The sequence below is a fragment of the Fibrella aquatilis genome, from assembly GCF_017353255.1.
GTDB classification, from domain to species: domain Bacteria; phylum Bacteroidota; class Bacteroidia; order Cytophagales; family Spirosomataceae; genus Fibrella; species Fibrella aquatilis.
Genome location: NZ_JAFMYU010000034.1, coordinates 1 through 23,982 on the forward strand (window position 1 = coordinate 1; position 23,982 = coordinate 23,982).

The following is a 23,982-nucleotide window of genomic DNA, read 5'->3' on the forward strand; positions in this document are numbered from 1 at the left end:
TTCATTGTGCATTGTACATTCTAAACCCCTCCCCCAACTCCTTCCCCCTCAACCGCAACCCCGGCGGGACGTAGGGCGCGCAGGGAAGCGGGGCGGCGTAGCAGTTGCTCCAGTAGCCCCGGATGCCATGGGCTTCGTCGGTGCGGTCGGTGGCGATATAGAGGGTTTGACTGCCCAGTTTGACTGTTGTCAGAGGTGGATTTGGATACGGCGTGGGCAGTAACCACGAGCTAGGCTCACGCTTCAGAGCAGCAAATAGTAAGCTGATTATCAACAGACTAGCAGTGAACTGAAGTACACGTTGACGTGGTTTTTCGGGGAAAAGGGCCGCCAGCCGACGGGCCAGGGGGGCATAGCTGAGCAGCAGTAACAGTAACACACTCGCCGCGCCGAAGCGGAGATCCGGGGCCAGCAAAAACCAGAAAAGTACTCCTAACGTGGCCGTGGCTATGGCCCAGCGGAGCGTGTATTGGCTGGTATTGTCGTTGCTCTTTTGACCGAAAAGCACTGCGACAGGTACGCCCGCCAGTAGTAGGGCCGTAGCTTGTTCCAGCAGCGGGCGGGTGGCAAACCAGTGGGGCACCCAGGCCCAGACGTGCCACGTGGGGCCAGCATAGCCCGCTTTGGTGCCGTCGGTCAGGTTAAACAGGCCCTGCTCTATGAGATAGCGTGGCACTTTCCAGTCAACACTAAATAGATCGGCGAGGGGGCTGAGGCTGGGGTAGAACAGGTAACCCGACAGGATAATGTTGCCCGCCCACCAGTAGCCCGTTGCCAGCCCGATGGTTAGGACCGCCACCGCCAGATACCGCCATGACCGCCGCCGCAACGCAGACAGCAACAGCAGCGCGGGCAGCGCCAACACCGTCACCGTGCTGAGTTTGGTAGTCATGGCCACCAGCCCGAAAAACAAACACAACCAGGCTTCGATGCCCAGCGGTTTTGCCCGAAACCCATCGTGGCGGAGCCAACTGAATACCACTAGCCCGGCATAGAGTTGGGCGGGCAGATCGGGCGTGGGCGAGGCTAGTGTCCAGTGGAAAATGAGCAGCAGACCCACCATAAAACCGCCCCAGAGCCATGCCAGGGGCTTTTTTCGCTCCACAATAGCCAGGGCGAAGCCTAGCAGCAACAGCCAGCCGTTTAGCCCATGCCAGGGTGAAACAAAGCCCGGCAGGCCGTTGGGCAGGGGTGCGCCGGGCAGCGGCCACGCAAAAAAGGCATTGAGCAAAAACCACGAATTGTTGAACCCAAACCGGTAGTTCAGGTTAGCCAGCCCCGGCACCACGGCGTAGTGCCTGATCCACTCGATCATGGGCGCATGGTAGCCGCCAGTGTCGTTCAGGCGGGGTAGCTGCGTACTGCGAATGAGGATGGTAAGGGACAGTAGGGCAAGCAAAACGGGCCAAAGCTGACGTGAACCCGTATTATCTGGTAGGTAAGAGAAAGGCCTTTTCCAGCCTGCATAACCCACTAAAAGAACCACCACAACGGCGTGTACGACGCCGTTGATGGGTGTCCACAGATAGGCATAGCCCAAAGAAGTGGTCAACGCGGCGGCCCCCAGCAGGCACGTCAGCGGCCAGGATTGGTCCGTATGTTGGTCCGAAAAAAAACGGGCAACCAGCGTCAGCAGCGCCTGACCCGCCAGATAGCAGATAAGCGTGATGTAGAGCCAGTAAACAAGCGTGAAGAGCATGAACGCAGTAGAACGAGCTGCGAAGTTACGACTACCCGCTTCCCTACTCTACTGGCGAGTCGACGATGGAAACGATCTTCCACATGCCACGCAGGTCTTTGTGGCCTACCGTCACGCTGCCACCCAGCGGATTGTCGGAGTGGAGGGTAAGGTATTTTTTGGTCATCAACTCGTTGTCGCGGATGCGTTTGACCACGAAAAAGTCGCGGTACATCACGGCGAAGATCCCGCCCGACTGGTACTCCCAGTTGCTTTGGTCTACCTGCTCGGCCAGCACTTTGGCTCCGTTGCTTAGCTGCGGGGTCATGCTGTTGCCCGAAATCTCGATCACCACCACCGGCTTATTCGACCGGAGCGAAGCGTTGCGCACCCGGTAGGTTTCCATGTCCATTTTGCGGAACCCTTCGGTGTAGGTCTCCACAAAACTGGCGTAGAACTTAATGGGTACAAACGGTACCTCGATCAGGTTTTCTTCCGATACGATAAACCGGCTGTTGCCTTCGCTGCCGCCTTCGCCCAGCACGGGCAAAATACCCCGCAGCAAATAATCGGCCCTGATCTGTGGGTAGCAGGCCAGCAAACTCATGATGGTATCATAAGAAGGTTTGGCCCGCCCACTCAATATGTTGTAGAACTTAGACGGATTTTCGCCCAAGTCTTTGGCAATCTGATAGATGGTCAGACCCAGACCGTCAAATACCTGTTTCAGCCGGTCCTGAATCGTTTCCACTGCCTCGATGTTCATGGCGCACTCGTCCATTTTTATGTTATGAAATTTGGATAGTATGTTATAAGTAAAATATATTGCACCGTCCTCTTGCAATTTTACGACAATTACTATCAAAAGGAAAGCATAATGACCTACTTTTTAGCCGCTTTTTGATGAATGCTAATCGCCTGCGTACGCATACTGAGCCAACGGTGCTCTTTATTGATATGAACAGCTTTTTCGCCAGTTGCGAACAGCAGGATAACTACTGGCTGCGCGGTAGGCCGGTGGCCGTGTGCGTCTATACCGGCAAGCAGGGCTGCGTCATTGCGCCGTCTGTTGAGGCCAAGCAGCGGGGCGTGAAAACGGGTATGCGTCTCGACGAAGCCACGCTCATTTGCCCCGATCTGGTGCCCGTGGAAACACATCCCAACCGCTACCGCGACTACCACGTCAAGATCATTGGCGTACTTAAACGCTTCGCCGATGAGGTGCTGCCTAAGAGCATTGATGAGGCCGTGGTAGACCTCACGCGCTACCAGTTGGCCTACTCCAGCATGACCGACGTGGCCCGGCGCATCAAGCAGGCCATCCGCACCGACGTGGGCGACTACCTGCGCTGCTCTATCGGCATTGCGCCCAACGCCTTTCTGGCCAAACTGGCCTCGAACCTCCAAAAGCCCGACGGCCTGAGCATCATTTCGCCTGCTAACATCGACGAGGTGCTGGGCAAGCTCGCCCTTACCGACCTTCCCGGCATTGCCCACGGCATGGCCACGCGCTTGCGGGCAGGCGGCATCAACACACCCTTGGAACTCCGCTACGCCTCGCCCGACCGCCTCAAGCTGGTCTGCAAAAGCATTGTGGGCTGGCACTGGCACCTGCGGCTCAACTTCGGCGGGGAGGTAGACATGGCCACGCAGGCGTATAAACAGATGCAGGCCATCCGGTCAGTGTCGGGCGCACAACGGCAGTCGGTCGAGATGCTGGAAACGATTTTGCGCACCCTCTGCCTCACGTTGGAACGGCGCATGGTGCGGCAGCAACTCTTCTGCCGACGGCTACATGGTTGGGTGCGGTACTGGAATGGCCAATGCTACCAGGACGAGCTAGCGGTGAGCGTACCCATGCAGGACGGCATCGACATGTTCCAGGTGTTGTGTGGCCGGATGACCAACTACCAGCAGGCCCATGGAGGCAAGCCACTCCTCAACCCCGACGTGCGGCAGCTAGGCGTGGGCGTCACCGATTTCATACCCGCCAACAGGGTGCAGTATGGTTTGTTTGAAGACAACACCCGCAAAGACAAGTTCCGGCAAACGCTCTACGCCATCAACGACCGCTTCGGTCCTAAAACCCTCATGCGCGCCACCGAACTCAACCCCGAAAACCCCGTCAAAGAACTCATCGGCTTCGGCTCCATCAAAGACCTCCACGAGCTAACCGATTGGGAATTGGTTTAACATGAATTGTAGACGCTTTAACCGCCGTAAAAACGAGCAAAGAAAAAGGCTAACTCGCTGGTGGTGAACCTGTGACGAGTTAGCCTTTGGTATTTTTTAGTGCTCCCGAAGGGATTCGAACCCCTATCGTCGGTACCGGAAACCGAAATTCTATCCATTGAACTACGGAAGCAGAACGCCCAAATTGGCCCGTAAAGGCCGTTTGGGAGTGCAAATATAGCAAACAGATTTACGAATTACGAGGTGTGACGTACGATTTATCAACCGCAAAGGGTGCAAGTACGCGATAAACGATGCAGGCAAACTGGCAGAAGCTATGCTATCATACAGGTAAGTAAACGCTCCGCAGTGTCAACCACTCGCTTGCTTAAATGATCAACATCGCATCACCGTAGGTGAAGAAGCGGTATTTCTCTTCGATAGCCACTTTGTAGGCCTCTTTGATGAGTTCATGACCACCAAAGGCCGACGTCATCATTAGCAATACCGACTCGGGCAGGTGGAAGTTAGTAAGCAGCGAGTTGGCGATCTTGAAGTCGTAGGGCGGGAAAATAAACCGGTCTGTCCAGCCTTCTACGGGTTTCAGCCGCGCATTGGCCGACACCGACGATTCGAGGGCCTTCAGGGCGGTGGTGCCAATGGCACACACCCGCTTGCCTTCGTCAAGTCCTTTGTTTACGATCTGCACTGCGTCTGACTCGATCCGGAAATTCTCGGAGTCGGTTTTGTGCTTGGTGAGGTCTTCCACGTCTACCTGCCGGAAGGTGCCAAGGCCAATGTGCAGGGTGACGGGCGCAAAATGAACACCCTTTATCTCCATGCGCTTCATCATGGCGCGGGTGAAGTGAAGCCCTGCCGTGGGGGCCGCCACCGCACCCACATGCTTAGCAAAAACGGTCTGGAAATGCTCCCGGTCGGCCTCCACCGATTCGCGCATGATTTCGCGGGGAATGGGCATCTCGCCGAGCTGGTCCACAGCCTTCATGAACTCGTCGTGGTTGCCGTCGAAGAGAAACCGGATGGTGCGGCCGCGTGAGGTGGTGTTGTCGATGACTTCGGCCACCAGGTCACTGTCTCCGAAATACAGTTTGTTACCGACCCGAATTTTCCGGGCGGGGTCAACTAATACGTCCCACAATTTCATTTCGCGATTAAGCTCGCGGAGGAGGAACACTTCAATTTTGGCACCCGTTTTTTCCTTGTTGCCGTAGAGCCGGGCGGGGAACACCTTGGTATTGTTGATAACCATCACGTCGCCATCGGCGAAATAGCTTAGGATATCAGGAAATTTCTTGTGTTCAATTGTCTTTGCCTTGCGGTCGATGACCATTAGCCGCGCTTCGCCCCGTTCAACGGGATATTTGGCAATTAGACTTTCGGGGAGGTCAAATCTAAATTCAGATAGCTTCATATATACACTCCCCTGAAAACAAGCTAATAGAATACGGGGAATTTTGCAAAGATACAAATTTAAAGTATGGAAAGTGTAGGGAAGGGGGAAGTTGGTGGTTTGTGGTTGCTTCGCGACAGCAACCTACCTCGCGAAGCAACTACAAACCACTAACTACAAACCACATAACTTAAAGGCCCGTCGTCGGCGTAATTGGCTGTACGGCACCTTCGGTATTGACGTTGGCGCGGTCCGAGACGTTGAATTTGGCCATCAATTCGGGCGAGGCTTCGTTGGAATAAGTGCCCTGAGCAGCTACAAAAAGGCCTTTCATGCCGTTTTTGCACGAAATAGCGTAGAGTGTCATCTCATCGCCGGGGTCAGATGTGCCCTCGAACCGGTGAAACTCATCGACCGTAAACTCATCGTTACGGAGCTTGATGTCGTCGTGGCTGGTCACTTTGAGGTAGTCGCCAGCGGGGGCCAGTTCTTCGGTATACCCGCGCTTATGCAAATCCTGCATGGCTTCGGTGAGGGTGGTGAAGTGGTTCATAACGATATGTTTTTTAGCTAGTAAACCCCGCAGGGGGGCAGTTGTTCGCCACACACGAGTCGAGTGATGGAGCGGCACGTGGATAAATAGTAAGTTACCAGATAGGTTTAGCAGAACAATCAATTCAGTGCACGGCTTATCGGTAGGTACATGCTTTAGTCAACGATGAAAACCTTACTGAAAAATGCAGCCCACGTGGCCCTGCTAGGCTTGCTGGCTTTTTCCTGCAAAAACAACGGCACTGACCCCAACGCCCCGGCATTTGCCGGAACCACGGCCTTCACTGCCGACCGGCAGTACCCTGAAGGCATTGCCTACGCCTCCACGCTCAACCAGTTTCTGGTCACCTCGCTCACGCAGGGTAAAGTAGGCACGGTGAGCGTAAGCGGGCAATATGCGGATCTCTTCACTGACCCGCAACTGATTTCGGCGCAGGGCATTAAGGTGCAAAACGGTAAAGTCTACGTGTGCAATGCGGCTCAGGTTGTAGCTACTAAAACCACCCCGCAGGCCACCGGAAAAACGGCTGGGCTATTCGTCTATAACTTGACAACCAAGCAGATAGAACGTCGCACTGATCTGGCCGCGCTCTTGCCCGGTGCGCCCCACCTAGCCAACGATGTAGTGCTTGACGCGCAGGGCGTGGCCTACGTGACCGACTCGTTTTCGCCGGTAGTGTATCGCGTTGCCGCCGACGGCACACCCACGGTGCTGGTAAACGACCCGCGTTTTGCCGTTCCAACAGGTCAGTTTGGCCTCAACGGCATTGTGTTTCACCCTAGCAACTACCTGATCGTGGTGAAGGCCGCCACAGGTCAGCTATACAAAATAGATTTGGCCAATGGCAACGCTATCTCCGAAGTTACAGGCTTCGAGCCGCTGACGGGGGGCGATGGGATGGTGCTTATCGACAATGACTTATACGTGGTCAATAAGCGGAGCCAGGTAACGCAGCTACGCGGGGCCAACAACTGGGCTACGGCATCGGTAGTGAAAACAGACGCGGCGGGATACGCAGAGTCTACGACCAACACCGTGGTAAATGGGCAAATTTACACCCTCAACGCCCGCATTGGCGAAGTGGGCGCGGCCGCTGCCAGTGGCAATCCCGCCAGCCTTACCTCATCGGCCTACAGCATCGAACGATTTAAATAAAACAGGCATTCATAAATAGCCAGCCACGCGATAGGCTGTGTAGCCAAATAATTCCCGGATCAGCAGTAACGATTCGGCCAGGGTTTGCTCATGGGGCACCAGCAGATCGGTGATGGGGGCTGTGTCGCGGGGCTGTTGGATAAATGCGGCCGGAAAAGGCAGGGGGCGTATACCTACCTTGCGGAAACAGGCTTCGGCCCGGCGCATATGAAACGCCGACGTAACCAGCACACAGCTATTAGTATGATACCGGTTGCGCAGCACCGAGGCCGAGAACAGGGCGTTTTCGCGGGTGTTGCGTGACCGGGTTTCCCACAGCAGGTCAGCCACGGGAACACCCGCCAGATGCAAAAACTGCATCGACTGTTCGCCTTCGTGCATGGCTTCTTTACCCAGAAAAAATAGCGACGTGCTGCCGCCGCTAATCAGGATTTTCTGCACCTGCCGTGTCTTATAGAGATACAGTGCCTGCTCCAGCCGGTCGGCCTGCCCGCCCAGCAACGGTCGGACGGGGCTTACGGGCAAATTGGCATTGACCATGCCGCCGGTGAGCACCACGGCCACGCGGGCGGTGGAGTCGGGCGGGGGGAGCGTGGTGGTGGGGCTTGCTTCCCAGATGCGGGCCAGCTCATCGACCAGAAAACCATTACCCAGCAGCCAAAACAGGCCTAACGTAATTAAGATCAGGTTGCGCCGGTAGCGCTTGAACAGCAACGCCCCCACCAAACAGGCCAGCAACAACCCGGCGGGCGTTAGAAAATACCCGGCCGTTTTCGACAAAAAGTAGAACATAAAACGTTATCTCGTGGGCAGATTTGGGTACGTATCCAGAATCTGTGGCCTGAATCTTATTTTTGTACAATGAACCTACGTAATCTTGTTTGGCTGGTACTCGGGCTGATGCCGGGGCTGGTCGTGGCCCAGACGCCAGCGGCGCAGTCAACAGCCGGACACCGAATTGCGGGCCGAGTCAAGGGCCTGGCCGATACGACCGTGATCCTGGCCCACTACCAATACGACGCTACGCATTACGTGCCGAAAGATACAGCCCGCGTCGATGCGGCGGGGAATTTCGTGTTTCAGGGCAAGAAACCGCTGCCCGGTGGCCTCTATCTGGTGGTAATGCCTAAAGGGCAGTTTTTCGACCTGATGGTGGTAGAACAGCAGTTTTCGTTCGAGACCGACACCGCCGATTCGGGCCGGAAAAACATGAAGGTGACAGGTTCACCCGAGAACATCGCCTTCTACGAATACCAGCACCGCCTGCGCGATGCCTTCGACGGGATGCGCAAGCTTGACAAGCAACCCAAGTCGGAGGCTATTACGCAGCAGCTGCGGGCGTTGCAAAAAGAAGCCGGGCAGTACCGCACCGATTTTCTGGTCAAAAACGACAAGTTGTTTACCACCAAAATCCTGCGCGCCTCGGCCGACCCCGAAATTCCCACGCCGCCCAAAGCCGCCAACGGTCGCCCCGATTCAATCTGGCAGTTTAACTACTATAAAAACCACTACTGGGACAACTTCGACTTCAGCGACGACCGCATGTTGCGGACCTCCATGATTCAGCCCAAGATAGACCGGTACCTGAAAGAGCTAACCGTGCAGCAGGTGGATTCGCTGACGAAGGAGGCCGATTTTCTGGTGAAAAAAGCGAGTGCCAACAAAGACGTGAAGTCGTATGTGATCTGGTACATCACAAGTCAGTATGAGCGGCCCAAAGTGCTGGGTACCGACGGCCTGTTTGTGCACATGATTGAAAAATACTGGCTCACCAAAGAACTGCCCGGCATAGATTCGGCCACGTTGAAAAGTGTGTCTGAGCGGGTGGCGGTGCTGAAGCCGTTGCAGGTGGGTAAGCCCTTGCCCCTGCCCGCCGTGGGCGACACCCTGGCGCGACCCATTAACCTGGTGACTGCCACGCAGGGCGCGGCCTACACCGTTTTCTTTTTCTATGCCCCCCACTGCGGCCATTGCCGCGAAGCCGCCCCCAAACTGAAAGCCTTTGCCGATTCGCCCGAAGGCAAAGGCGTGAAAGTGGTCGCCATTGCCATTGAAGATAACGTAGACGACTGGAAGAAATTCATCCGCGAATTCAAGCTCACAAGTTGGGTCAATGGCTATGACCATAAGCAGCAGATCGACTTTCGGCGGCAGTATGACGTGTTTACCACACCCACGATATACGTCCTCGACAAAAATCGGGCAATCATTGCCCGCGCCCTGCCAGTAGAGCAAGTGGCTGACTTTCTGAATTTTACACGCAAACAGGCCGCTGCTACGGCGGCACCAAAGTCGGTTGGCACCGCCAAAGCCGTCGCGCCGAAGGCATCGGGAAAATAGGGAAGGGTTAACTTACTACGGTGTACTACCCAATAGTCTGCCGTGGTCCGTTCTAGTAGAAAGCCCGGGCGGGCGTAACCTGCGTTTCTGTGAAAGAAATACATGTTACGCCCCGCCCGGGCTTTTATCAGATCGCGTTGCTTGGCGAGGCATCTCTACACCGTCAACTGCCCTTCGATAGAATCGTCGAGGGTTTTGCCTATGAGGGCACCAGCAGCCATCTTCAGCAGGGCAACAGCGTCACCATGTTTGTTGTCCCAGTAGTAGCCCTCTTGCGTAGTCACTTTCACCACCGTAATGCGCGGGTCGTCTTCGCCTTCGGTAAACCATGTTTTCAGCAGCGGCGTCCACAATTCGTGAATCAGCGCCTTATCGGTTGAGATGGTAGCCGTGCCATAGATGCTCAGAAAATCGGAGTTCGACGAACCCTGAAACAGTAACTGAACGGCGCTATCGTGCTTAATTTCCTGGTTCTTGTGGCTGTCGTTGGCGCTCAGAAACCAGAAATTGCCAGCTTCGTCTACTTTCTGAGCCGACATGGGACGCACCGTGAGTGGGCTACCGGTCTGAATATCAGTGCAGAAAAAGCAAGTACCAGCCTTTTCGGCGAGCTCTTTAATTTTTTTCCCGGCCTCGGTGGCCTGAAGGTCTTTGTGGTTGTCTTCCGGCTGTTGGCGGTTGATGCTGTCCATATCGTTGCGTAGTTAATTCTGACCTTATTAACCCGCCGCCCCCAACAGATGTTTGCCCGTGCCTGCATCAGCCGAGCCTCAATGCTGTATGGGTACTTATCAATCCACAAAAAAAGCCAGTCAACATTGACTGGCTTTATACTGAGTCGGGAAGGCGGGATTCGAACCAAGCGGCGTTGCCGACAATAGTTCAAAAGGACAGTAATAGAGCCTGTTTCACTCTCTGATTGATTGTTATTACTGTTAACGCGGCAACAGATTGTTAACCGAGTTTCCCGCCTTTGTAAAATTTAGTAGTTGGTCCTGTAGATCAAGCCGTTTCCTAAGCTCGTCTATCAGTTGGTCTTTCACCTTCAACAGGTCCCATGCGCTGACCTGTTCCCGCTGGGGTACACTTATCGGCGCATCGTCGTAGAACTCGGTCAGCGTGAAATTCAACGGACCGGTATACTTACCTAATGCATCCCGGCTTATCGTATCGGCGTGTACATCCTTATGTACCGTTTGTTTGCTGACCCCTATTAGCTCAGCTACAGCGTTTTGTTTCAGGCCCTTAGCCTCAAAAATCTGAGCTAGTTTCTGTCCGTGATGCATTAGGTTTAAAATTTAGTTGTGTTTTTGCTTGACTTATGTTGGTGGTCACTCGTAATGTTGTCTATCCGATTGACGGGAAAAACTTTCCGATATAACGGAAAAACAACCAAATCAACAACAACACTTTGATTAAGCGTATATGAAAAAGTTTAAAAACACCTACGGCCAAGCCTATGCAACGGCAGATACAGAAAAGAAACTACTGTTTCGGGCTACACTCATCACAGCGGGGAAGCGTGACCAAATCGACTACATGGGCCGCTTTCAGGATACTTGGCAGTTTGCAACCGTACTAGGGCTTGTTCCTGATGCCATTGCTACAGCCGCACGGGAACACTTAATAGACAGCAACGACAATGCCTTGTCACGTCTGCAAACCCTTAAAATGGCATGAATGCAGCAACCCAAGCCGTAGGCTACCAGCAGGCGCGGGGGCAACTGGTAGCCTATATAGAGCGGGCGGTAAGACGCAAAAACTACCTGATACAGCAACAGGACCAAGAACCCACCAGCGACCGTAACCGGTCGCTGAATCTGTTAGAATCCGACATAGCCACGCTGATTGCCTACTTATTGGCGGTCGATACTAAGCTGCAAGAGCAACAAGCACAGATCGACCGCTTAGCCAACACAAACCACCGATTGAGCCTACTTCTCGACTGTGAAACAGAACGGGCGGCGCTCAACTCAGCCAATCACTTACACTTACATACCCTTCTTACTCGACCTAAATAATGCAAGTCCAAAGCGACGTTTCCAACCTGCTTACGCTGAATGCAGCAGGAACTTTACCACTAAACACGAAACCACGACTAGACCTTGAAACCCTCTTGAGCAAAGGCGTAAGCCACAAAACCAAGCACCCCGCACCAATCGACGTGATACAGATTGCCGGTTCAAACTTTGGCCTACGGGGCATGATTTCAGCCCTGACAGGCCCCCCCAAATCGGGTAAGACAACTGTAATTGGCTACATTCTTTCTACCTGCTTTGCCCATCCCAGCGACCCTAAAGAGTCGCTGAATGTGCTTTCCTCATTTGCCAAAGGGCGCGACGTGGTTTACCTCGATTTTGAGCAGCACGTAAGCAGTACGCAAGACCTACACGACAAGGTATTAAGGTATGCAGGACTAGAGGAAAAGCCCGATAACCTTCATATTCTCAACCTACTAGAATACACCTTAGATCAACGTCGGGACGCTATTCTAACCTGTTTCGAGAAGCTAGACCTACACCTGATTGTAGTGGATGGGTTAGCCGACGTATTGACATCGGTCAACGACGAAGAGAAAAGCAACCAGCTTATAGACGAACTGTCGATACTGGCAAGCAAGCACAATGCGTGTGTGTTGGTGGTCATTCACGAGAACAAAGGGGGCGGCTCGGTGCGGGGGCATCTCGGCTCACAGATAGAGCGCAAATGCGCGGGGTTGCTGTCGATTAAGAAAAATCGTGAACAGAAGATGCACAGTATAGAATCTCGCCTTATCCGTGTCGGTGACGATTTCGAGACGCAATATTTCCACTGGTCCGACGAACACAAACGCATGGTACTAGCCGATGACGTAACAACCGAATCGCTCAAGAAAGAAGCAGCCGAACAGCAGACAGATAAAGGAGTAGCGCAGGTACTTGAAGCCATGAACGACATTACACAGATGGAGTACCCAATATTACTTGCCCGGTTGAAAGAGATAGAACCGGGGGCATCTGAACGCACCTATGAACGCAAGGTAGAAAGTGCAGTAGCCCACGGCTACCTGACCAAAGAGGGCAAGGGCAAGAAAGCCATTTACAGCAAAACAACCCATATACTCCCCACCTCGGATTTACCAGACTTCAAGCCAGATCAGGACCCCAACAAACCAACCCCGTTCTAATTGTCTATACATTCTCAGATCAACGACATGAAACCCAAACAACACAAAATGGGGCGCGACAAGCAACTTGCTGTACGGGCAACCCAAGACGAAATCGACCGGCTTAACGCAATATGCGCTATCCGCAAAGAGAAAAAACTTAATGGCAGATCACAGGCTGATGTGCTGTTCATGGGTATGACAATGATTGAACTAGGTAGGCACGTATGGGATTACCGCCAACGTCTAGCAAATAACATTCAGTCATGCATCACAGAAAAGCAGATGATCCGGGACGATGCCAAGAAACGCCCATTGTTCAGCGGCCAACCTGACTATACCCCAGATGAAGCCGAAAAGCTCCGCTACCTAGATGGGTGTAAGGATGCGTATATACGCATGAAGAACGAAATGGATGACCTACTAACTTCCTACAACCAATGAAGCTCCATCAAACTAAACTCAGCCTACAATTTCCCATGTTGGACGCGTTCGATTGGGACGGTAGCACCATCTACAGTACACGCATGAGCCAACGGCTGATGCTCCATTTTGGACCGGATAAGCACGAGACGCGTTTACAGGCCATTGCGCGGGCGGTGGCTGGCAGACCACAACGAAAGGCAGAATACTACAGTATGCACCTTAATTGACTCACAATCAACTAACTACCACAATGAATATTAACAAAAACTATGACTTTTTACAGTTTTGTGATCTTATCCAGAATACACAAACTGAGGATGGAGTATTTGAGCTTATACGTTGCTTTGATGCTGACCAGTGTTTGTCTGACGCTGAAAAGGGTTGCTTACAACGGGCGGCTAACCAACGAATAGAGCTACTAAGAAAACGTGACTTTTTTAACAGGACGCGAAAGGCTCTAATCGTGCTTCGGTGCGCGATGATAAAGGAAGAAGAACCTATGAATAAAAACATGAAGGATTGGGATGAAGGGTTTACCACTGGCATTCAGTCGGCTGTTGAGCAGATTACAGATGCAGTTAGGGAGTCTAACGTAGCACAGCCGGTGTATTGAGTAGCCACGACTTTTTAATAATAAAGACCGGCTCGACATGGGCCGGTTTTTTTATTGCATTATTTACAGTTATAGGTGGGTGGTACGGTAGCCCCCCCTATAACACGACACGACAAAAGGTATATATAGGGTCGGTTGTCGTGTCGTGTCGTAAACTTTCCGACAATCCGACAATAGTACTTGTCCAAGAAGACGGCACTATTGCCCAACGGTGGCCCCATTGCCACACCCCAAACCAAAGAATATTCCGCATAAGTAGTGTCGACAAGGCTTTCAACCAAATAATAATCCGACACGACACGACAAAAACCCCTTATATAGATAACTCCGCGTCGTGTCGTAAACTGTCGTGTCCCAAATTTCCTATGGTCAGGATATGGTGCGGCAAATGGTCCGGTAAATGGTGCCTGATATGGTACTAAAAAAGGCCCCTTGTAGGGCCTTAAATGGTTTCGGTCTGCATATCCAGTATGGGCGGGCCTAAATGCTCGTAAATGCGCCGTATCTGCTTTGTAAAGAACCGTTGCTTACCGTCCCTCCATCCTATCTCCTCTTTGATTTCGGCAATGGCTACCACGAAAGCGCGGTAATCACTATTGTATAGACGTATCAAATCACTCTTGTTTAATGACCCGTTGACCTTCATTGGTTAGAAAAAGCTATGCCGTTTAGTGCGTGTTTATGACAGTAAGATACAATTAGTAAGGCAGTTAGCCAAATAGTAAACTCAAAATTAAACCCATCGTAATGTTGTACAACGAAAGGGCGGGGAACGGCTCGGTAGTGCGGAAACAAGAGAGCAACCAGCGTTACCCCCCTCTTTCAGTATTCAACTAACTGACGGGCTATGTATTTCCAAAAACCAGTACCACCAGTAGGCGGTGGTATCCTTGAACCGCTTAACGTACCTGATTTAGCCGATACTACGGGCGGCATGATTAAGCCGGGTGGTAAGATGATTACGGTGGAGCAAGCTAACAAGGCTCTGGCCGAAATGCGGGCGCGGCATGAAGCAGAAGCCCGGCTTGGTTTGCCGATGGATAGTTTGGCCCCTACCGCCTCGCAAAAGCCTAATTACACCGGCTGGCTCGTGTTGGCGGGGGCGGGGTTTGGGCTGTATAAACTCCTTAGCCGATGAGCAGCGCGGTTCTAGTCCTGTTGCTGGTATTCGGCTGGTTGGTCGGCAACAAAGCACGGGCGGCGAATAACCTGATGATTGATTGGGATTTGCCCCAACAGGTACGTATAGACAATTTCCGGTTAGTCTTCATTCAGCCAATTGTACTGACCAACCTAACGGCAACACCGCTCACCATTCGCGGGGCTGATATGCAGTTCCAGACCGAAAACGGTACACCCATCGGCACGGCGTTTTTTGCGGGGTTGTTCAAGGTTCCCCCCAACGGTTCGGTTACGCTACCCGTCCAAGTCAATTGCTCCATTGCGCGGCTGTTAACTGCCTTCCCTGAGTTCCGACAGCAGATCAAAGCCAAACAGTTACGGGTACGGTACGGGGGCGTAGTACGGGCCGAAGGCTTCACAATTCCGGTAAGCCAGACCCTCTATAATTATCAACTCCCAGACCTCTCTTTCTAATGGGTGCAATCATCCAACCATTAACGCCAAAGGGCATTCAGACCCCGGTCTATACCCTACCCACGATACCGAAACCGTACACCCCGGCCACGTCGGGGACCGCTGGCACGGCAACCACTAAGAACCCTTTCGATTGGGGCAAGCTGGTAGATTCCGTATTCGGCACGGCGGGTAAGGTACTCGACTGGCAGACCGCCAAAGAACAGGCCAAACTACCACAGTTCGACCCTAGCCAGTACCAAAACGCGGGGAGTGACACTCCCGGCAATGGTGGCAGCGGGGGCGGCATCGACAGTACCACATTGCTACTTATCGGCGGGGGCGTTGCGCTCTATCTGCTACTTAAGTAATCTGACAGTCAATTCTTTATCCAACTCTAATTCTTTCACAATCAACAGTTTCCAGCAATGGCCAAACGCATTCTGTACAACGTCGGTATGATTATTATCGGCGGCGACAAAAAAAACCTGTTCATCGGTGACGCGGACGGGCAATCCTTCACCGCCTTCCGCAAGGGGTCAGAAATCGTCTACGTTCCGTATGACTTCCTGATGACTTCGCTTGCCACGCAAAGCGCAATTCTCGACAACCGGGTAGACGTATCCAAGCTCGACAACGCACAGGCCCCGGCCTACACCGAAGCCCAAACGACGGGTACGCCCCCGGTGGCTACGGGCTATCGTAAGGTACCGGTAACGAACCTGAACGACAACCTGACCGAAGCCTATTTGGGTGCGCCGTATTTCAGCCTGAAAGGGGACACGGTATCCGATTACGACAACTCGGCGGCTGACGTGATCTATACCCCGGCCTCGCTGGCTATGATGGCCGGTGTTCCGCAAGGCGTAGCCCCCAGCATTACGGGTATCGGTGTCGTAGATGACCTGATTAACCTGATTCAGAACAACATTCTGATTGTCATCATCATCTGTGCAGCGGTCTATTTCCTTGACCCGTTCGGCTGGTTTGGCGGCAAGAAGAAAGGCAAGAAGGGCAAGAAGTAGCCTAGCCCACGCAGCCCCCTACAGATTTGATTGTCGCGTATAACTAAATCTGTAGGGGACTGCTAATTATCTCACTCATAAACACTTAAACACAGTGGCTAAGAAAAAATCATTCCCCGCTAAGCCTAAGAGCAAAAACCTTGACGTACTCAAGGCATGGGAAAAGAAATGCGCTGACGTGAAGAAATTCAATGACGGCATCGACAAGGAGACAGCCGAACGGGCAAAGGTTGTGGAGCGTGTCAAGAAAATGAAAGCGAAGTAGTTCGCCCGATTGCCAGATCATAGGGGGGTGGGTGCAAACCTGCCCCTACTTGTATAGACAAAATCAGATCGACCATGAAGGCACTTGACTACTTCCGACTTAAGAATAAACCGTACTGGAAATTAGAAAAGGACGGTAAAAAGATACACGAGTTTGGGGGTGACGATGTAGCCGACGCGGAAGCCGAATTGCAGGACTATCTAAGTACGCTTGAGCCGGGCCGGTACACGATAAAGGTAAAAGACACCAAATCGGGTGACGCGGGGCAAGGGCATTTGGATTTCGTCATTCCAACCAGCCGCGAAACAACTAGACAGACCCCCATGCAATCCCAGCACCAGCCCGTAGGCCCTACGCTTACCGAAATGCTTGAAACAGCCCGCAAACAGGGCGAACGTGATGCCAGTATTGAACACCGCTTACAGGCACTCGAAAAGGGCTTTGAGACCCTGAAAGCACTCACGGACGAACTACAAAAGGCCGTGAAGGAATTGACCGACGACGACGATACGAACGACAAACCAGCCCTTGAGAAAATAGCCGACATCGGCAAGGCAATGGGCGGCTTTGGCGACATGATTAAAAACCTTAAAAGCCAGTAACTAATGGAGTTGACAGACCAACAAGCCAGCGACTTGCAAACGGCAAGCCTTGACCTCATGCAAACGGCTATAAACACCGTAGGCGTTGCCCCAACCATACAATTGTTGCAGACGATTACCGGCCTGATTCTGCAACGGCCTGACTTCGCCCGCAAGCTGGCAAACCCCGTGATTCAGGTTCGGCTAATGGCCTTAGCCGCCAAATACGAGGGTACCAAACCGGGCCTGTTTGATTACCCCGGCATGATGTCAGAAGCCATTAAAATCTTCGGTTAGTATGTGGAATATCATCTTCATCATACTAGGCTTCTTCCTGACCCGAAAGGACAAGAAGAAGGGCAACGGAGACGATGCCGACAGCGGCGGCGGGGGCGGTGGTGGTATCAGTTCGTCTACGTGGGACAAGATTGTACTGGGTGTATTCTTCGCGGTGCTGTATGTGGTGCTTAAGAAAAGCAGCGATGCCAGTAAGCGGGAACAGGCCCTACAAGATGCCCCCTCTAATCCCTACGTACAACAGGCCATAGCGGTACGGCAAGCCTGTAATTCATCGGGCAACGATTGGATGATTAACTACGACGGGACCGACGAAGATGCTTTGTTTGCCCTTGCCCCACAGATCGGCAAAAGCGGATGGAGCGGCGTTCAGGAAGCCTACCAGCAGTTGTACGCCGAACCCCTGACCGAGCGGCTAACCAAAGAGCTAGGTAACGCGGATTTTCAAAAGTTTCTGTTACTGCTTAACGCCCAATCGGGCGGCTCATCGGGTGGTTCGTCGGGCGGGCCACTTACGCCAACGGTGCTCAATCCTGACCCCTACCAAGTGCCGGGAAGACCTTCCATTACGGGTAAGATTGTGAAGGTATTGCGGGGGAAAACGGTGTACCACACCAACGTAAACCCCAAACGGGTGTTTGCCGGTGGCACCTCGTTAGGTGCCGCTAAAGGCTGGAAAATCTACAACGGTAAACTGGTAGTGGTCTACGAATACAGCCCCCCCGGTTTGTTCTCAACACCTGAAATTCACTATGCAGACCCCTACACGGTCTATCTAGTTTAACGCTTTAACAACATGAAAATGAGTCCTTTAAACTGGTTGTTGCTGGGCCTTGCGGTGCTTGCCGTATGGTACTTCACGCGACCCAAAGCACCGCAAGGCGTAATACAGGGCATAGCCCCCAACCGGCCTATTAGCAGCGGTGGTAGTTCGTCGGGCGGTAGCTCGTCAGGGGGTGGTGACACCACACCAACACCACCGGCAGGCACAACCGAAACGATTACCACCAGCCTACCGACGTGGCTTACGCAGGTGGGGTATAGTCACGACACCACCAGCCGGGATACGAATATTTGGTTGATCGGTACGGGCCTGTTGCAAGTGAAGTTGGAGCAAGGCAATAGTACGTTAAGCGGCGACGGTTGGACGCTCGGTAACTGGCACAACGTGGCTACTGATGGGTTCATAGTCGCACCTTATACCGGGCGCAAATCCTACAACAAGGGTACGGGCGTAGGGTTGGCAGACGGTGTATATACATTGTCTGTTCGCCGCACCAGCACACCCCTTGACGTATATCAGGTATCGGTTACGATGGGCCAAACCAGCGGCACGATTACCATGATTGCCGGGCCGGTGCAAAATACGGGGGGTGGCACTGGTGGTGGTACTGGTGGCAATGGTGGGGGCAACGGTGGCGGCACAATCAACAGCCTTGCCGACTTCGTAGCCACTACCTACGGGCCTCCTACCAAAGTGTTTATGGATAGCCCGGCGCTGACTATCCAGATTGGCGCAGTGACCAACGGCCGGTTTGCACTTACGGCTACCTCGAACGTGCAACCGGGTAACGGTCGGATGTTGCTCACAGTGGTAGATAATTTCATCGACAGAGACTTGCACCTGTTGGATGGGTCGCAAACCTACGAGGTTGGTTCACGGCTGCAAATCAAACTCTACGAGGTCAACAGTAATGACGATGACCTGAACCTGATTGCTAACGGCACTTTCAAGGCCAAACAAGAAATCTATTACCCCGTCTAACTATGGCAACGACGTTCAAGAAAATTAGCCCGCTTAATATCAACGCGGGGGCCGTGCCGACTGCAACGCGTCAGGGTATCCGGCTCAACAAGCCCGCTGATATGCTGATTACTAAGCAGAACAAGCAAGCTCACGTACATGATGCCGACGTACTGGCAACGGGTGTTGAATACATCGACGAAAACCCCGGCATTGGCTCGGTAGTGGCAGCGGCCAACCGGTCAACGTGTCTAACCCATGACATCGTAAAAGCGTACTGTCAGGCGCGTAACACGGGCGTTCCAAACCTAACCCCCGCACAGTGCCAAGAGTTGGCTTTAGAGCTGGCCACGTCACGGCGGCGTACTGATGGCAGCGACCCCGGCGCGGGCTTCCTTAGCTCCCAAATGGGCGAAGGGGCCAGCAGCGATAACGACCCCTACTATATCACTCGCAACGCCAACAGCCTACTGATTGAAAAACTGATTGGTGAGTATCAGGACGGTAAGGGGTGGTACTACGTGGGTGGGTATGACGGGGCGGTGCGCTTTGAAGGGCTAATGTCCAATTGGCTAAGCCTAAGCGACGTTGCCAGTGATGCGGCGACTTTGAACTGGCTACGCACGAAGGGGGCTAGTTTCGGAAATCTGGCCTTTCAGCCCCATAACGCGGGCGGGGTGTCCTATCGGGGCCAGGCCCTCTATATGACCCCCCTAGTTCAGATGTACGTGCAGGCCAATTTTCCAGCCTCCTACATCGTGGCGCAGACCGCGTTTGGTATTGCGGCTTGCCGGGCGGGCCTACGGGCCTTAGCGGAAGAAAAAGACACCAACGGCAATTACTACCACACGCAAGCCCAACGGGACAAGATCAATGCTCGGCGTATTTGCCTGTTTACGTGGAACGCGTTGACAGCGGGGGTAGGTGGCCCCAATGAGTTTACGCGGGTAGCAGTGCCAAACGGCTATGTACAGGGCAATACGTTTGCCTCGAATAGTTGGGCCATGATGCGCGGGGTTAACGCGGTTGCCTTTCTGGAACAACGTTGCAGCATCATTGATGACTGGGACGATACCAGCAAGTTCGACCACCAGCCACGGGCCTACGCACCGACGTACAACGAAAGCGGGGTTGATATGGGTTTCTTCGGCACGGGCAACCCACCCACGGCACAGCCCGCCTATGAGTACAAACCAGATAACGTACTGGTGGCCTATCCTGTGCAACCCAAAGGCACGGGAGATGTGATCTATGACGCAGAAGATTTGGCAATCAAGGTGCGTGATTGGGTCGGTCGGGGTAAAGTGTTCTCGTATGCCTCGGTGAAAGGTCAGGGTGACGCGGATTTTTGCCCGACCTATGATGACCGGGCCTACGTGGTGCAACGCCACCGGGCAAAACGTTCGTGGGGTTACGTGGCCTATGATGCCACGAAAAACCGGGCGGCATATGTGCATCTAAATTACAACATTGCCCCCCACAAGACCGAAAACGTTCAGGTGCAGATTAACGGGCAAAACGTGGATTTAGGGGCGGTGAACGGTTCACAGACCACCTTTTTTGCCATTCAGTTCTAAATGGCCCTTGCCTATCTCGAACGCGTCCCCACAGATCGGGACGCGTTCGGGCGGAAGGTTATTGCAATTGCCGGTCGGTTGGGCGTTCAGCCTGATTGGCTGATGATCGTAATGAATTTCGAGACAGCGGGGCTGTTCAAGCCGGGCTATTACGCGTCATCGGGCGCGGTGGGGCTTATCCAGTTCACCAGCGCGGGGGCAAGTCAGGTAGGCAGTACGAAAGACGCACTCAGCAAGCTAACGGCCATTCAACAGCTTGACTACGTAGAAAAGTACTTCGTCTCGTGGAAGGCAGTCGGTAAGATGCACAGCCTAGAAGATGTCTATACAATCGTCTTCGCCCCGGCCTACCTCGGTCGTGATCCGGCCTCAGTCATCCACCGAAAAGGTACAGCGGCCTATGCCGCCAACGCACCCTTAGACAGGGGTAAGAAGGGGTACATTACCCTTGCTGACATTCAGGCTACAATCAGAAAGTACGTACCAAGTGGGTACGTCGAACCAACAACCAGCGTCGGTATTGGCGCGGTGGCACTCCTAGCGGGGGGCTACTGGCTATACCAACGCTCCAAACGCTCAACAGATGAGTAATATTCCCTCTGACTTCGTGCTGTTTGTCGAAGCAAAAATTAAGGAAGTCCCCCGCACCGGTTCAGATAGTCCGGGGACCAATGGCCCCAAAGGAGACACCGGGCCGCAAGGTGCAACCGGACCGCAGGGCGCAACAGGTCCGCAAGGTCCACAAGGTGTAAAAGGAGACACCGGCGCAACCGGTCCGCAGGGTGCAAAGGGCAACACAGGTGCTACAGGGCCGCAGGGTATTGCGGGCGCAACCGGACCACAGGGACCACAGGGCGTTGCTGGTGCAACCGGCTCACAAGGCCCCAAAGGCGACACCGGCGCAACCGGACCACAGGGGCCGCAAGGGGTAGCCGGGCCAAAAGGGGCAGACGGTAGCGGCGGCGTAGACTATGCCGGAGCCGCACAGATCATTGTTGATTTTAACAGTCTGGGAGCCGGGCGGGGTTCATCGCACGAGATCAACAACCCCGATGACTACACGCCGGGGCCGTTCCCGGTCACGATGATGAATGCGCTGTCAGCAGCGTTTCCCGGTGCCACGTTTGCCAAGAAAAACTTTAGCGTTTCAGGTAGGCAGACACCGACCATGATTAACGATGCCGGGCGGGTAGATACGCTGTTCAATCCTGCTACCTATGACCGTAACCTGATTATATCGGGTGAAGTGACCAACCATATTGCCGACGGTGGCGCAACGGCTCAACAGGCTATAGATAGCTACGTGGCGTACTGCAAGGCACGTCGGGCCAAAGGGTTTTTAGTCATTGCTACTACGGTATTTCCGCGCACCTCGTTCTTTGGTTCGGGCATTTCTGCCAGTGAGTTCGAGAGCCGTAGACAAGTGGTGAACAGCTACATACGGGCCAATTACCTGCAATTTGCCGACGTATTGGCCGACGTGGACACCATACCGGGTTTAACCTATCCTGATGGTACGCACTTGAATGATGCCGGTTACGTGAAGATGGGCAACTTCATTGCGGCCAAAGCAGCCCCCCTCGTGCGTACTGGTTTCAATCCGCAGTCTATTGCGTTCCTCTTGTCAGGTTCAACCGGAACAGCGGGCGGTGGCACTACGCCAACCCCACCAGCCGCACCGGGCGGCGTTGTGCTGAACTTGCGCGGGCAAGGGGCCAACAACGCAACCACGTTCACCGACGAAGCGGGCCACGCAATGACCCCGCAGGGCAACGCCCGAATTAGTACGACACAAGCCAAATTCGGCACGAGTTCGATGTATTTCGATGGGTCGGCGGGTACGTACCTGACCACGCCTTCAAGTGCTGATTTTGACTTTGGCACGGCTGATTTTACCATTGAGGCATGGTTGTACAAAACCGGCAACGGCAACGGATACCCCGGCCTGTTCTCGCGGGGTGACAGTAGCGCAAACCAATGGGTTTGGTGCTTTCCAAACGCGGCCAACCGTACCGAACTGTTCATTACTCAGGGCGGCTATCAGGCGCAAAACCTGAACACGTCGGCAGACTTGCCCTTGAATCAGTGGGTACACGTTGCCCTCGTATCTCAGAACGGCACACGGCGAATGTATCAGAACGGCGTACTGATTGGCACGGCGGCGGGTACGCTGAGCATGGAAGCTAACAACGCAAACAAGCCCTTGAACATCGCAGGATTCCCGGCAGTCACGGGCGGTGCGGTTGACGTGTATCAGGGCTATATGCACGCAAAAATTACACGGTCAGCGGTCTACACAGCGGCTTTTACTCCCCCAGCATCATTCTAATGAAAGCACTTATTTCAGCACTCCTTTTGTGTAGTGTACTCGCAAGTTGCGTGACCTACAAACGCTGTCAGGACAAGTTCCAGACAGCAACACATACCGATACCACGTATATACAGCGAACGGATACGGTAGCCGTACCAGCCGCTACGGCGGGGTTTCAGGTGAAGACCGACACGACCTATCTTACTCAGATCGTGCGGGAAGGGCGGGCGGTGGTGACGTATGTACGGACCCCGCAGGTTACGCGGGTGCAAGCGGATTGCCTACCAGATACGATTTATCAACAGGTACGGGTGCCACTGGCAGTAACCACGCGCAACGTGTTCGAGAAGCCACAAACCGGCTGGAGAACGGCGGCTATCGTGGCCCTATTTGCAGCGGTGTTGGGGTGGCTGTTCTTCCTTGTCGAATTGCACACCATTAAGCATCTGTAGACATGGAAACAGTCATTCAGAAACTCGCTGAGCAAAGCCCAACGATAGGGGTAATGATTGTGATGTTCTACTACCAGCGTCAGGACCACGCGGCACAGATTGAACGTATGTGCCTAGAAAAAGCTGACCTATTGGCGAAGTATGTAGAAAATACCAAAGTCATTCAGGAAATGCGGGGAGCTATCGACCGATTTACAGAGCGTTTGGAAAACCTAAAACACAGGTAGTTATGAAGATTTCAAAGAAAGGGTTAGACCTGATTAAGTACTTTGAACAGTTGCGCTTAACGGCTTATTACTGTCCTGCTAACGTGCTAACGATTGGCTACGGCCACACCGGGCATGATGTTCACGAGGGCCTGACCATTACGCAAGAACACGCCACGGATTTACTGCTAGATGACGTGGCCCGGTTCGAGACGTGCGTAAACCACACCATTAGTAAGCCACTGACACAGAACCAGTTTGACGCGTTAGTATCGCTGGCTTACAATATTGGCGAAACCGCGTTTTCACGTTCCACGCTGGCAAAGGAGATCAACCAGGACCCCACCAGCAAGGCAGTACGCCAACAGTATATGTTGTGGGTGAAAGCCAAAGGGCGGGTATTGCCGGGCCTTGTGGTACGTCGGAGTAAAGAACTAGCCTTATACTTCGCCTAAG

The 23,982-nt window shown here is 53.4% G+C and carries 31 protein-coding genes and 1 tRNA gene; 24 read left to right on the forward strand and 8 right to left on the reverse strand.

The genetic code is table 11. The features are described 5' to 3' along the window. Position 1 precedes the first annotated feature (1 nt). Together J2I48_RS26435 and J2I48_RS26440 are read right to left on the reverse strand one after the other, a co-directional pair. A complete protein-coding gene (locus J2I48_RS26435; protein ID WP_207338543.1) occupies positions 2 to 1,699 on the reverse strand; it encodes an LIC_10190 family membrane protein in 1,698 nt (565 codons plus the stop codon). Between the two features lie 43 nt (positions 1,700 to 1,742). Next, positions 1,743 to 2,444, reverse strand: coding sequence for a LexA family transcriptional regulator (locus J2I48_RS26440; RefSeq protein WP_229376817.1), 702 nt, complete (start codon positions 2,442 to 2,444; stop codon positions 1,743 to 1,745). 137 nt (positions 2,445 to 2,581) lie between these two features. Here J2I48_RS26440 and J2I48_RS26445 point away from each other — a divergent pair, with 137 nt between their 5' ends. Then, on the forward strand, positions 2,582 to 3,871 hold the full coding sequence (locus J2I48_RS26445) for a DNA polymerase Y family protein (RefSeq protein ID WP_207338545.1): 1,290 nt from the start codon (positions 2,582 to 2,584) through the stop codon (positions 3,869 to 3,871). Between the two features lie 100 nt (positions 3,872 to 3,971). Here the strand turns inward: J2I48_RS26445 and J2I48_RS26450 are convergent. The 3 genes from J2I48_RS26450 to J2I48_RS26460 form a co-directional block, all read right to left on the reverse strand. Next, a tRNA-Arg gene (locus tag J2I48_RS26450) sits at positions 3,972 to 4,043 on the reverse strand. Between the two features lie 195 nt (positions 4,044 to 4,238). Next, the gene (gene queA / locus J2I48_RS26455; protein WP_207338546.1) at positions 4,239 to 5,282 is read right to left on the reverse strand and encodes a tRNA preQ1(34) S-adenosylmethionine ribosyltransferase-isomerase QueA; all 1,044 of its coding nucleotides are present in this window, start codon (positions 5,280 to 5,282) and stop codon (positions 4,239 to 4,241) included. A 169-nt stretch (positions 5,283 to 5,451) separates the two neighbouring features. Next, on the reverse strand, positions 5,452 to 5,814 hold the full coding sequence (locus tag J2I48_RS26460) for a hypothetical protein (RefSeq protein WP_207338547.1): 363 nt from the start codon (positions 5,812 to 5,814) through the stop codon (positions 5,452 to 5,454). Between the two features lie 165 nt (positions 5,815 to 5,979). On the opposite strand from J2I48_RS26460, the gene J2I48_RS26465 reads away from it, so the two are divergent. Further along, the gene (locus J2I48_RS26465; RefSeq protein WP_207338548.1) at positions 5,980 to 6,969 is read left to right on the forward strand and encodes a gluconolaconase; all 990 of its coding nucleotides are present in this window, start codon (positions 5,980 to 5,982) and stop codon (positions 6,967 to 6,969) included. Between the two features lie 9 nt (positions 6,970 to 6,978). On the opposite strand, the gene J2I48_RS26470 is transcribed toward J2I48_RS26465, so the two are convergent. Beyond that, positions 6,979 to 7,761 carry a YdcF family protein gene (locus J2I48_RS26470; RefSeq protein ID WP_207338549.1) on the reverse strand — a complete coding sequence of 261 codons (783 nt, stop codon included), beginning with the start codon at positions 7,759 to 7,761 and terminating at the stop codon, positions 6,979 to 6,981. Between the two features lie 69 nt (positions 7,762 to 7,830). On the opposite strand from J2I48_RS26470, the gene J2I48_RS26475 reads away from it, so the two are divergent. Continuing rightward, complete coding sequence (locus tag J2I48_RS26475) at positions 7,831 to 9,309, forward strand: TlpA family protein disulfide reductase (protein WP_207338550.1); 1,479 nt, start codon at positions 7,831 to 7,833, stop codon at positions 9,307 to 9,309. Positions 9,310 to 9,464: 155 nt separating this feature from the next. On the opposite strand, the gene J2I48_RS26480 is transcribed toward J2I48_RS26475, so the two are convergent. Continuing rightward, a complete protein-coding gene (locus J2I48_RS26480) occupies positions 9,465 to 10,001 on the reverse strand; it encodes a pyridoxamine 5'-phosphate oxidase family protein (RefSeq protein WP_207338551.1) in 537 nt (178 codons plus the stop codon). Positions 10,002 to 10,244: 243 nt separating this feature from the next. Further along, a complete protein-coding gene (locus J2I48_RS26485; RefSeq protein WP_207338552.1) occupies positions 10,245 to 10,595 on the reverse strand; it encodes a helix-turn-helix domain-containing protein in 351 nt (116 codons plus the stop codon). A gap of 139 nt (positions 10,596 to 10,734) precedes the next feature. Here J2I48_RS26485 and J2I48_RS26490 point away from each other — a divergent pair, with 139 nt between their 5' ends. The 21 genes from J2I48_RS26490 (at position 10,735) to J2I48_RS26590 (ending at position 23,981) form a co-directional block, all read left to right on the forward strand. Then, positions 10,735 to 10,989, forward strand: coding sequence for a hypothetical protein (locus J2I48_RS26490; protein WP_207338553.1), 255 nt, complete (start codon positions 10,735 to 10,737; stop codon positions 10,987 to 10,989). Further along, positions 10,986 to 11,330: a hypothetical protein gene (locus tag J2I48_RS26495; RefSeq protein ID WP_207338554.1), complete on the forward strand. Its 345-nt coding sequence runs from the start codon at positions 10,986 to 10,988 to the stop codon at positions 11,328 to 11,330. The genes J2I48_RS26490 and J2I48_RS26495 overlap by 4 nt, the downstream gene beginning before the upstream one ends. A 95-nt stretch (positions 11,331 to 11,425) precedes the next feature. Continuing rightward, positions 11,426 to 12,475: an AAA family ATPase gene (locus J2I48_RS26500; RefSeq protein WP_207338555.1), complete on the forward strand. Its 1,050-nt coding sequence runs from the start codon at positions 11,426 to 11,428 to the stop codon at positions 12,473 to 12,475. Between the two features lie 27 nt (positions 12,476 to 12,502). Continuing rightward, entirely contained in the window at positions 12,503 to 12,898 is a 396-nt protein-coding gene (locus tag J2I48_RS26505; RefSeq protein ID WP_207338556.1) for a hypothetical protein, read from the forward strand. Next, positions 12,895 to 13,107 carry a hypothetical protein gene (locus J2I48_RS26510; RefSeq protein ID WP_207338557.1) on the forward strand — a complete coding sequence of 71 codons (213 nt, stop codon included), beginning with the start codon at positions 12,895 to 12,897 and terminating at the stop codon, positions 13,105 to 13,107. Before J2I48_RS26505 ends, J2I48_RS26510 begins: the two co-directional genes overlap by 4 nt. A gap of 23 nt (positions 13,108 to 13,130) precedes the next feature. Then, positions 13,131 to 13,493 (forward strand): hypothetical protein, encoded by a 363-nt coding sequence (locus J2I48_RS26515; RefSeq protein WP_207338558.1) that lies wholly within the window; start codon positions 13,131 to 13,133, stop codon positions 13,491 to 13,493. 847 nt (positions 13,494 to 14,340) lie between these two features. Beyond that, positions 14,341 to 14,631 carry a hypothetical protein gene (locus J2I48_RS26520; protein ID WP_207338559.1) on the forward strand — a complete coding sequence of 97 codons (291 nt, stop codon included), beginning with the start codon at positions 14,341 to 14,343 and terminating at the stop codon, positions 14,629 to 14,631. Next, positions 14,628 to 15,089 (forward strand): hypothetical protein, encoded by a 462-nt coding sequence (locus tag J2I48_RS26525; protein WP_207338560.1) that lies wholly within the window; start codon positions 14,628 to 14,630, stop codon positions 15,087 to 15,089. Before J2I48_RS26520 ends, J2I48_RS26525 begins: the two co-directional genes overlap by 4 nt. Then, positions 15,089 to 15,439 (forward strand): hypothetical protein, encoded by a 351-nt coding sequence (locus J2I48_RS26530; RefSeq protein WP_207338561.1) that lies wholly within the window; start codon positions 15,089 to 15,091, stop codon positions 15,437 to 15,439. The genes J2I48_RS26525 and J2I48_RS26530 overlap by 1 nt, the downstream gene beginning before the upstream one ends. A gap of 57 nt (positions 15,440 to 15,496) precedes the next feature. Further along, complete coding sequence (locus J2I48_RS26535; protein WP_207338562.1) at positions 15,497 to 16,093, forward strand: hypothetical protein; 597 nt, start codon at positions 15,497 to 15,499, stop codon at positions 16,091 to 16,093. 94 nt (positions 16,094 to 16,187) lie between these two features. Then, a complete protein-coding gene (locus tag J2I48_RS26540) occupies positions 16,188 to 16,358 on the forward strand; it encodes a hypothetical protein (protein ID WP_207338563.1) in 171 nt (56 codons plus the stop codon). A gap of 74 nt (positions 16,359 to 16,432) precedes the next feature. Continuing rightward, positions 16,433 to 16,960 carry a hypothetical protein gene (locus tag J2I48_RS26545; protein WP_207338564.1) on the forward strand — a complete coding sequence of 176 codons (528 nt, stop codon included), beginning with the start codon at positions 16,433 to 16,435 and terminating at the stop codon, positions 16,958 to 16,960. 3 nt (positions 16,961 to 16,963) lie between these two features. Further along, the gene (locus J2I48_RS26550) at positions 16,964 to 17,236 is read left to right on the forward strand and encodes a hypothetical protein (RefSeq protein ID WP_207338565.1); all 273 of its coding nucleotides are present in this window, start codon (positions 16,964 to 16,966) and stop codon (positions 17,234 to 17,236) included. Position 17,237: 1 nt separating this feature from the next. Further along, on the forward strand, positions 17,238 to 18,020 hold the full coding sequence (locus J2I48_RS26555; protein ID WP_207338566.1) for a hypothetical protein: 783 nt from the start codon (positions 17,238 to 17,240) through the stop codon (positions 18,018 to 18,020). A 12-nt stretch (positions 18,021 to 18,032) separates the two neighbouring features. Continuing rightward, positions 18,033 to 19,001, forward strand: coding sequence for a hypothetical protein (locus J2I48_RS26560; protein WP_207338567.1), 969 nt, complete (start codon positions 18,033 to 18,035; stop codon positions 18,999 to 19,001). A 2-nt stretch (positions 19,002 to 19,003) separates the two neighbouring features. After that, complete coding sequence (locus J2I48_RS26565) at positions 19,004 to 20,557, forward strand: hypothetical protein (RefSeq protein ID WP_207338568.1); 1,554 nt, start codon at positions 19,004 to 19,006, stop codon at positions 20,555 to 20,557. Continuing rightward, positions 20,558 to 21,148, forward strand: coding sequence for a hypothetical protein (locus J2I48_RS26570; protein ID WP_207338569.1), 591 nt, complete (start codon positions 20,558 to 20,560; stop codon positions 21,146 to 21,148). It abuts the gene before it with no gap. Further along, entirely contained in the window at positions 21,141 to 22,886 is a 1,746-nt protein-coding gene (locus J2I48_RS28595) for a LamG-like jellyroll fold domain-containing protein (protein WP_207338570.1), read from the forward strand. The genes J2I48_RS26570 and J2I48_RS28595 overlap by 8 nt, the downstream gene beginning before the upstream one ends. 50 nt (positions 22,887 to 22,936) lie before the next feature. Next, entirely contained in the window at positions 22,937 to 23,320 is a 384-nt protein-coding gene (locus J2I48_RS26580; RefSeq protein ID WP_207338571.1) for a hypothetical protein, read from the forward strand. Between the two features lie 2 nt (positions 23,321 to 23,322). Continuing rightward, positions 23,323 to 23,547, forward strand: a complete 225-nt coding sequence (locus J2I48_RS26585) for a hypothetical protein (RefSeq protein ID WP_207338572.1) — start codon at positions 23,323 to 23,325, stop codon at positions 23,545 to 23,547. A gap of 2 nt (positions 23,548 to 23,549) precedes the next feature. Continuing rightward, complete coding sequence (locus tag J2I48_RS26590; RefSeq protein WP_207338573.1) at positions 23,550 to 23,981, forward strand: lysozyme; 432 nt, start codon at positions 23,550 to 23,552, stop codon at positions 23,979 to 23,981. The last annotated feature ends 1 nt before the right edge of the window (position 23,982 follow it).

Excerpts from the sequence above, each read along its gene's own strand:
- J2I48_RS26435 (WP_207338543.1), bottom strand. The coding sequence starts at position 1,699 with ATGCTCTTCACGCTTGTTTACTGGCTCTACATCACGCTTATCTGCTAT.
- J2I48_RS26440 (WP_229376817.1), bottom strand. The coding sequence starts at position 2,444 with ATGAACATCGAGGCAGTGGAAACGATTCAGGACCGGCTGAAACAGGTA.
- J2I48_RS26445 (WP_207338545.1), top strand. The coding sequence starts at position 2,582 with ATGAATGCTAATCGCCTGCGTACGCATACTGAGCCAACGGTGCTCTTT.
- queA (WP_207338546.1), bottom strand. The coding sequence starts at position 5,282 with ATGAAGCTATCTGAATTTAGATTTGACCTCCCCGAAAGTCTAATTGCC.
- J2I48_RS26460 (WP_207338547.1), bottom strand. The coding sequence starts at position 5,814 with ATGAACCACTTCACCACCCTCACCGAAGCCATGCAGGATTTGCATAAG.
- J2I48_RS26465 (WP_207338548.1), top strand. The coding sequence starts at position 5,980 with ATGAAAACCTTACTGAAAAATGCAGCCCACGTGGCCCTGCTAGGCTTG.
- J2I48_RS26470 (WP_207338549.1), bottom strand. The coding sequence starts at position 7,761 with ATGTTCTACTTTTTGTCGAAAACGGCCGGGTATTTTCTAACGCCCGCC.
- J2I48_RS26475 (WP_207338550.1), top strand. The coding sequence starts at position 7,831 with ATGAACCTACGTAATCTTGTTTGGCTGGTACTCGGGCTGATGCCGGGG.
- J2I48_RS26480 (WP_207338551.1), bottom strand. The coding sequence starts at position 10,001 with ATGGACAGCATCAACCGCCAACAGCCGGAAGACAACCACAAAGACCTT.
- J2I48_RS26485 (WP_207338552.1), bottom strand. The coding sequence starts at position 10,595 with ATGCATCACGGACAGAAACTAGCTCAGATTTTTGAGGCTAAGGGCCTG.
- J2I48_RS26490 (WP_207338553.1), top strand. The coding sequence starts at position 10,735 with ATGAAAAAGTTTAAAAACACCTACGGCCAAGCCTATGCAACGGCAGAT.
- J2I48_RS26495 (WP_207338554.1), top strand. The coding sequence starts at position 10,986 with ATGAATGCAGCAACCCAAGCCGTAGGCTACCAGCAGGCGCGGGGGCAA.
- J2I48_RS26505 (WP_207338556.1), top strand. The coding sequence starts at position 12,503 with ATGAAACCCAAACAACACAAAATGGGGCGCGACAAGCAACTTGCTGTA.
- J2I48_RS26510 (WP_207338557.1), top strand. The coding sequence starts at position 12,895 with ATGAAGCTCCATCAAACTAAACTCAGCCTACAATTTCCCATGTTGGAC.
- J2I48_RS26515 (WP_207338558.1), top strand. The coding sequence starts at position 13,131 with ATGAATATTAACAAAAACTATGACTTTTTACAGTTTTGTGATCTTATC.
- J2I48_RS26520 (WP_207338559.1), top strand. The coding sequence starts at position 14,341 with ATGTATTTCCAAAAACCAGTACCACCAGTAGGCGGTGGTATCCTTGAA.
- J2I48_RS26525 (WP_207338560.1), top strand. The coding sequence starts at position 14,628 with ATGAGCAGCGCGGTTCTAGTCCTGTTGCTGGTATTCGGCTGGTTGGTC.
- J2I48_RS26530 (WP_207338561.1), top strand. The coding sequence starts at position 15,089 with ATGGGTGCAATCATCCAACCATTAACGCCAAAGGGCATTCAGACCCCG.
- J2I48_RS26535 (WP_207338562.1), top strand. The coding sequence starts at position 15,497 with ATGGCCAAACGCATTCTGTACAACGTCGGTATGATTATTATCGGCGGC.
- J2I48_RS26545 (WP_207338564.1), top strand. The coding sequence starts at position 16,433 with ATGAAGGCACTTGACTACTTCCGACTTAAGAATAAACCGTACTGGAAA.
- J2I48_RS26550 (WP_207338565.1), top strand. The coding sequence starts at position 16,964 with ATGGAGTTGACAGACCAACAAGCCAGCGACTTGCAAACGGCAAGCCTT.
- J2I48_RS26555 (WP_207338566.1), top strand. The coding sequence starts at position 17,238 with ATGTGGAATATCATCTTCATCATACTAGGCTTCTTCCTGACCCGAAAG.
- J2I48_RS26560 (WP_207338567.1), top strand. The coding sequence starts at position 18,033 with ATGAAAATGAGTCCTTTAAACTGGTTGTTGCTGGGCCTTGCGGTGCTT.
- J2I48_RS26565 (WP_207338568.1), top strand. The coding sequence starts at position 19,004 with ATGGCAACGACGTTCAAGAAAATTAGCCCGCTTAATATCAACGCGGGG.
- J2I48_RS26570 (WP_207338569.1), top strand. The coding sequence starts at position 20,558 with ATGGCCCTTGCCTATCTCGAACGCGTCCCCACAGATCGGGACGCGTTC.
- J2I48_RS28595 (WP_207338570.1), top strand. The coding sequence starts at position 21,141 with ATGAGTAATATTCCCTCTGACTTCGTGCTGTTTGTCGAAGCAAAAATT.
- J2I48_RS26585 (WP_207338572.1), top strand. The coding sequence starts at position 23,323 with ATGGAAACAGTCATTCAGAAACTCGCTGAGCAAAGCCCAACGATAGGG.
- J2I48_RS26590 (WP_207338573.1), top strand. The coding sequence starts at position 23,550 with ATGAAGATTTCAAAGAAAGGGTTAGACCTGATTAAGTACTTTGAACAG.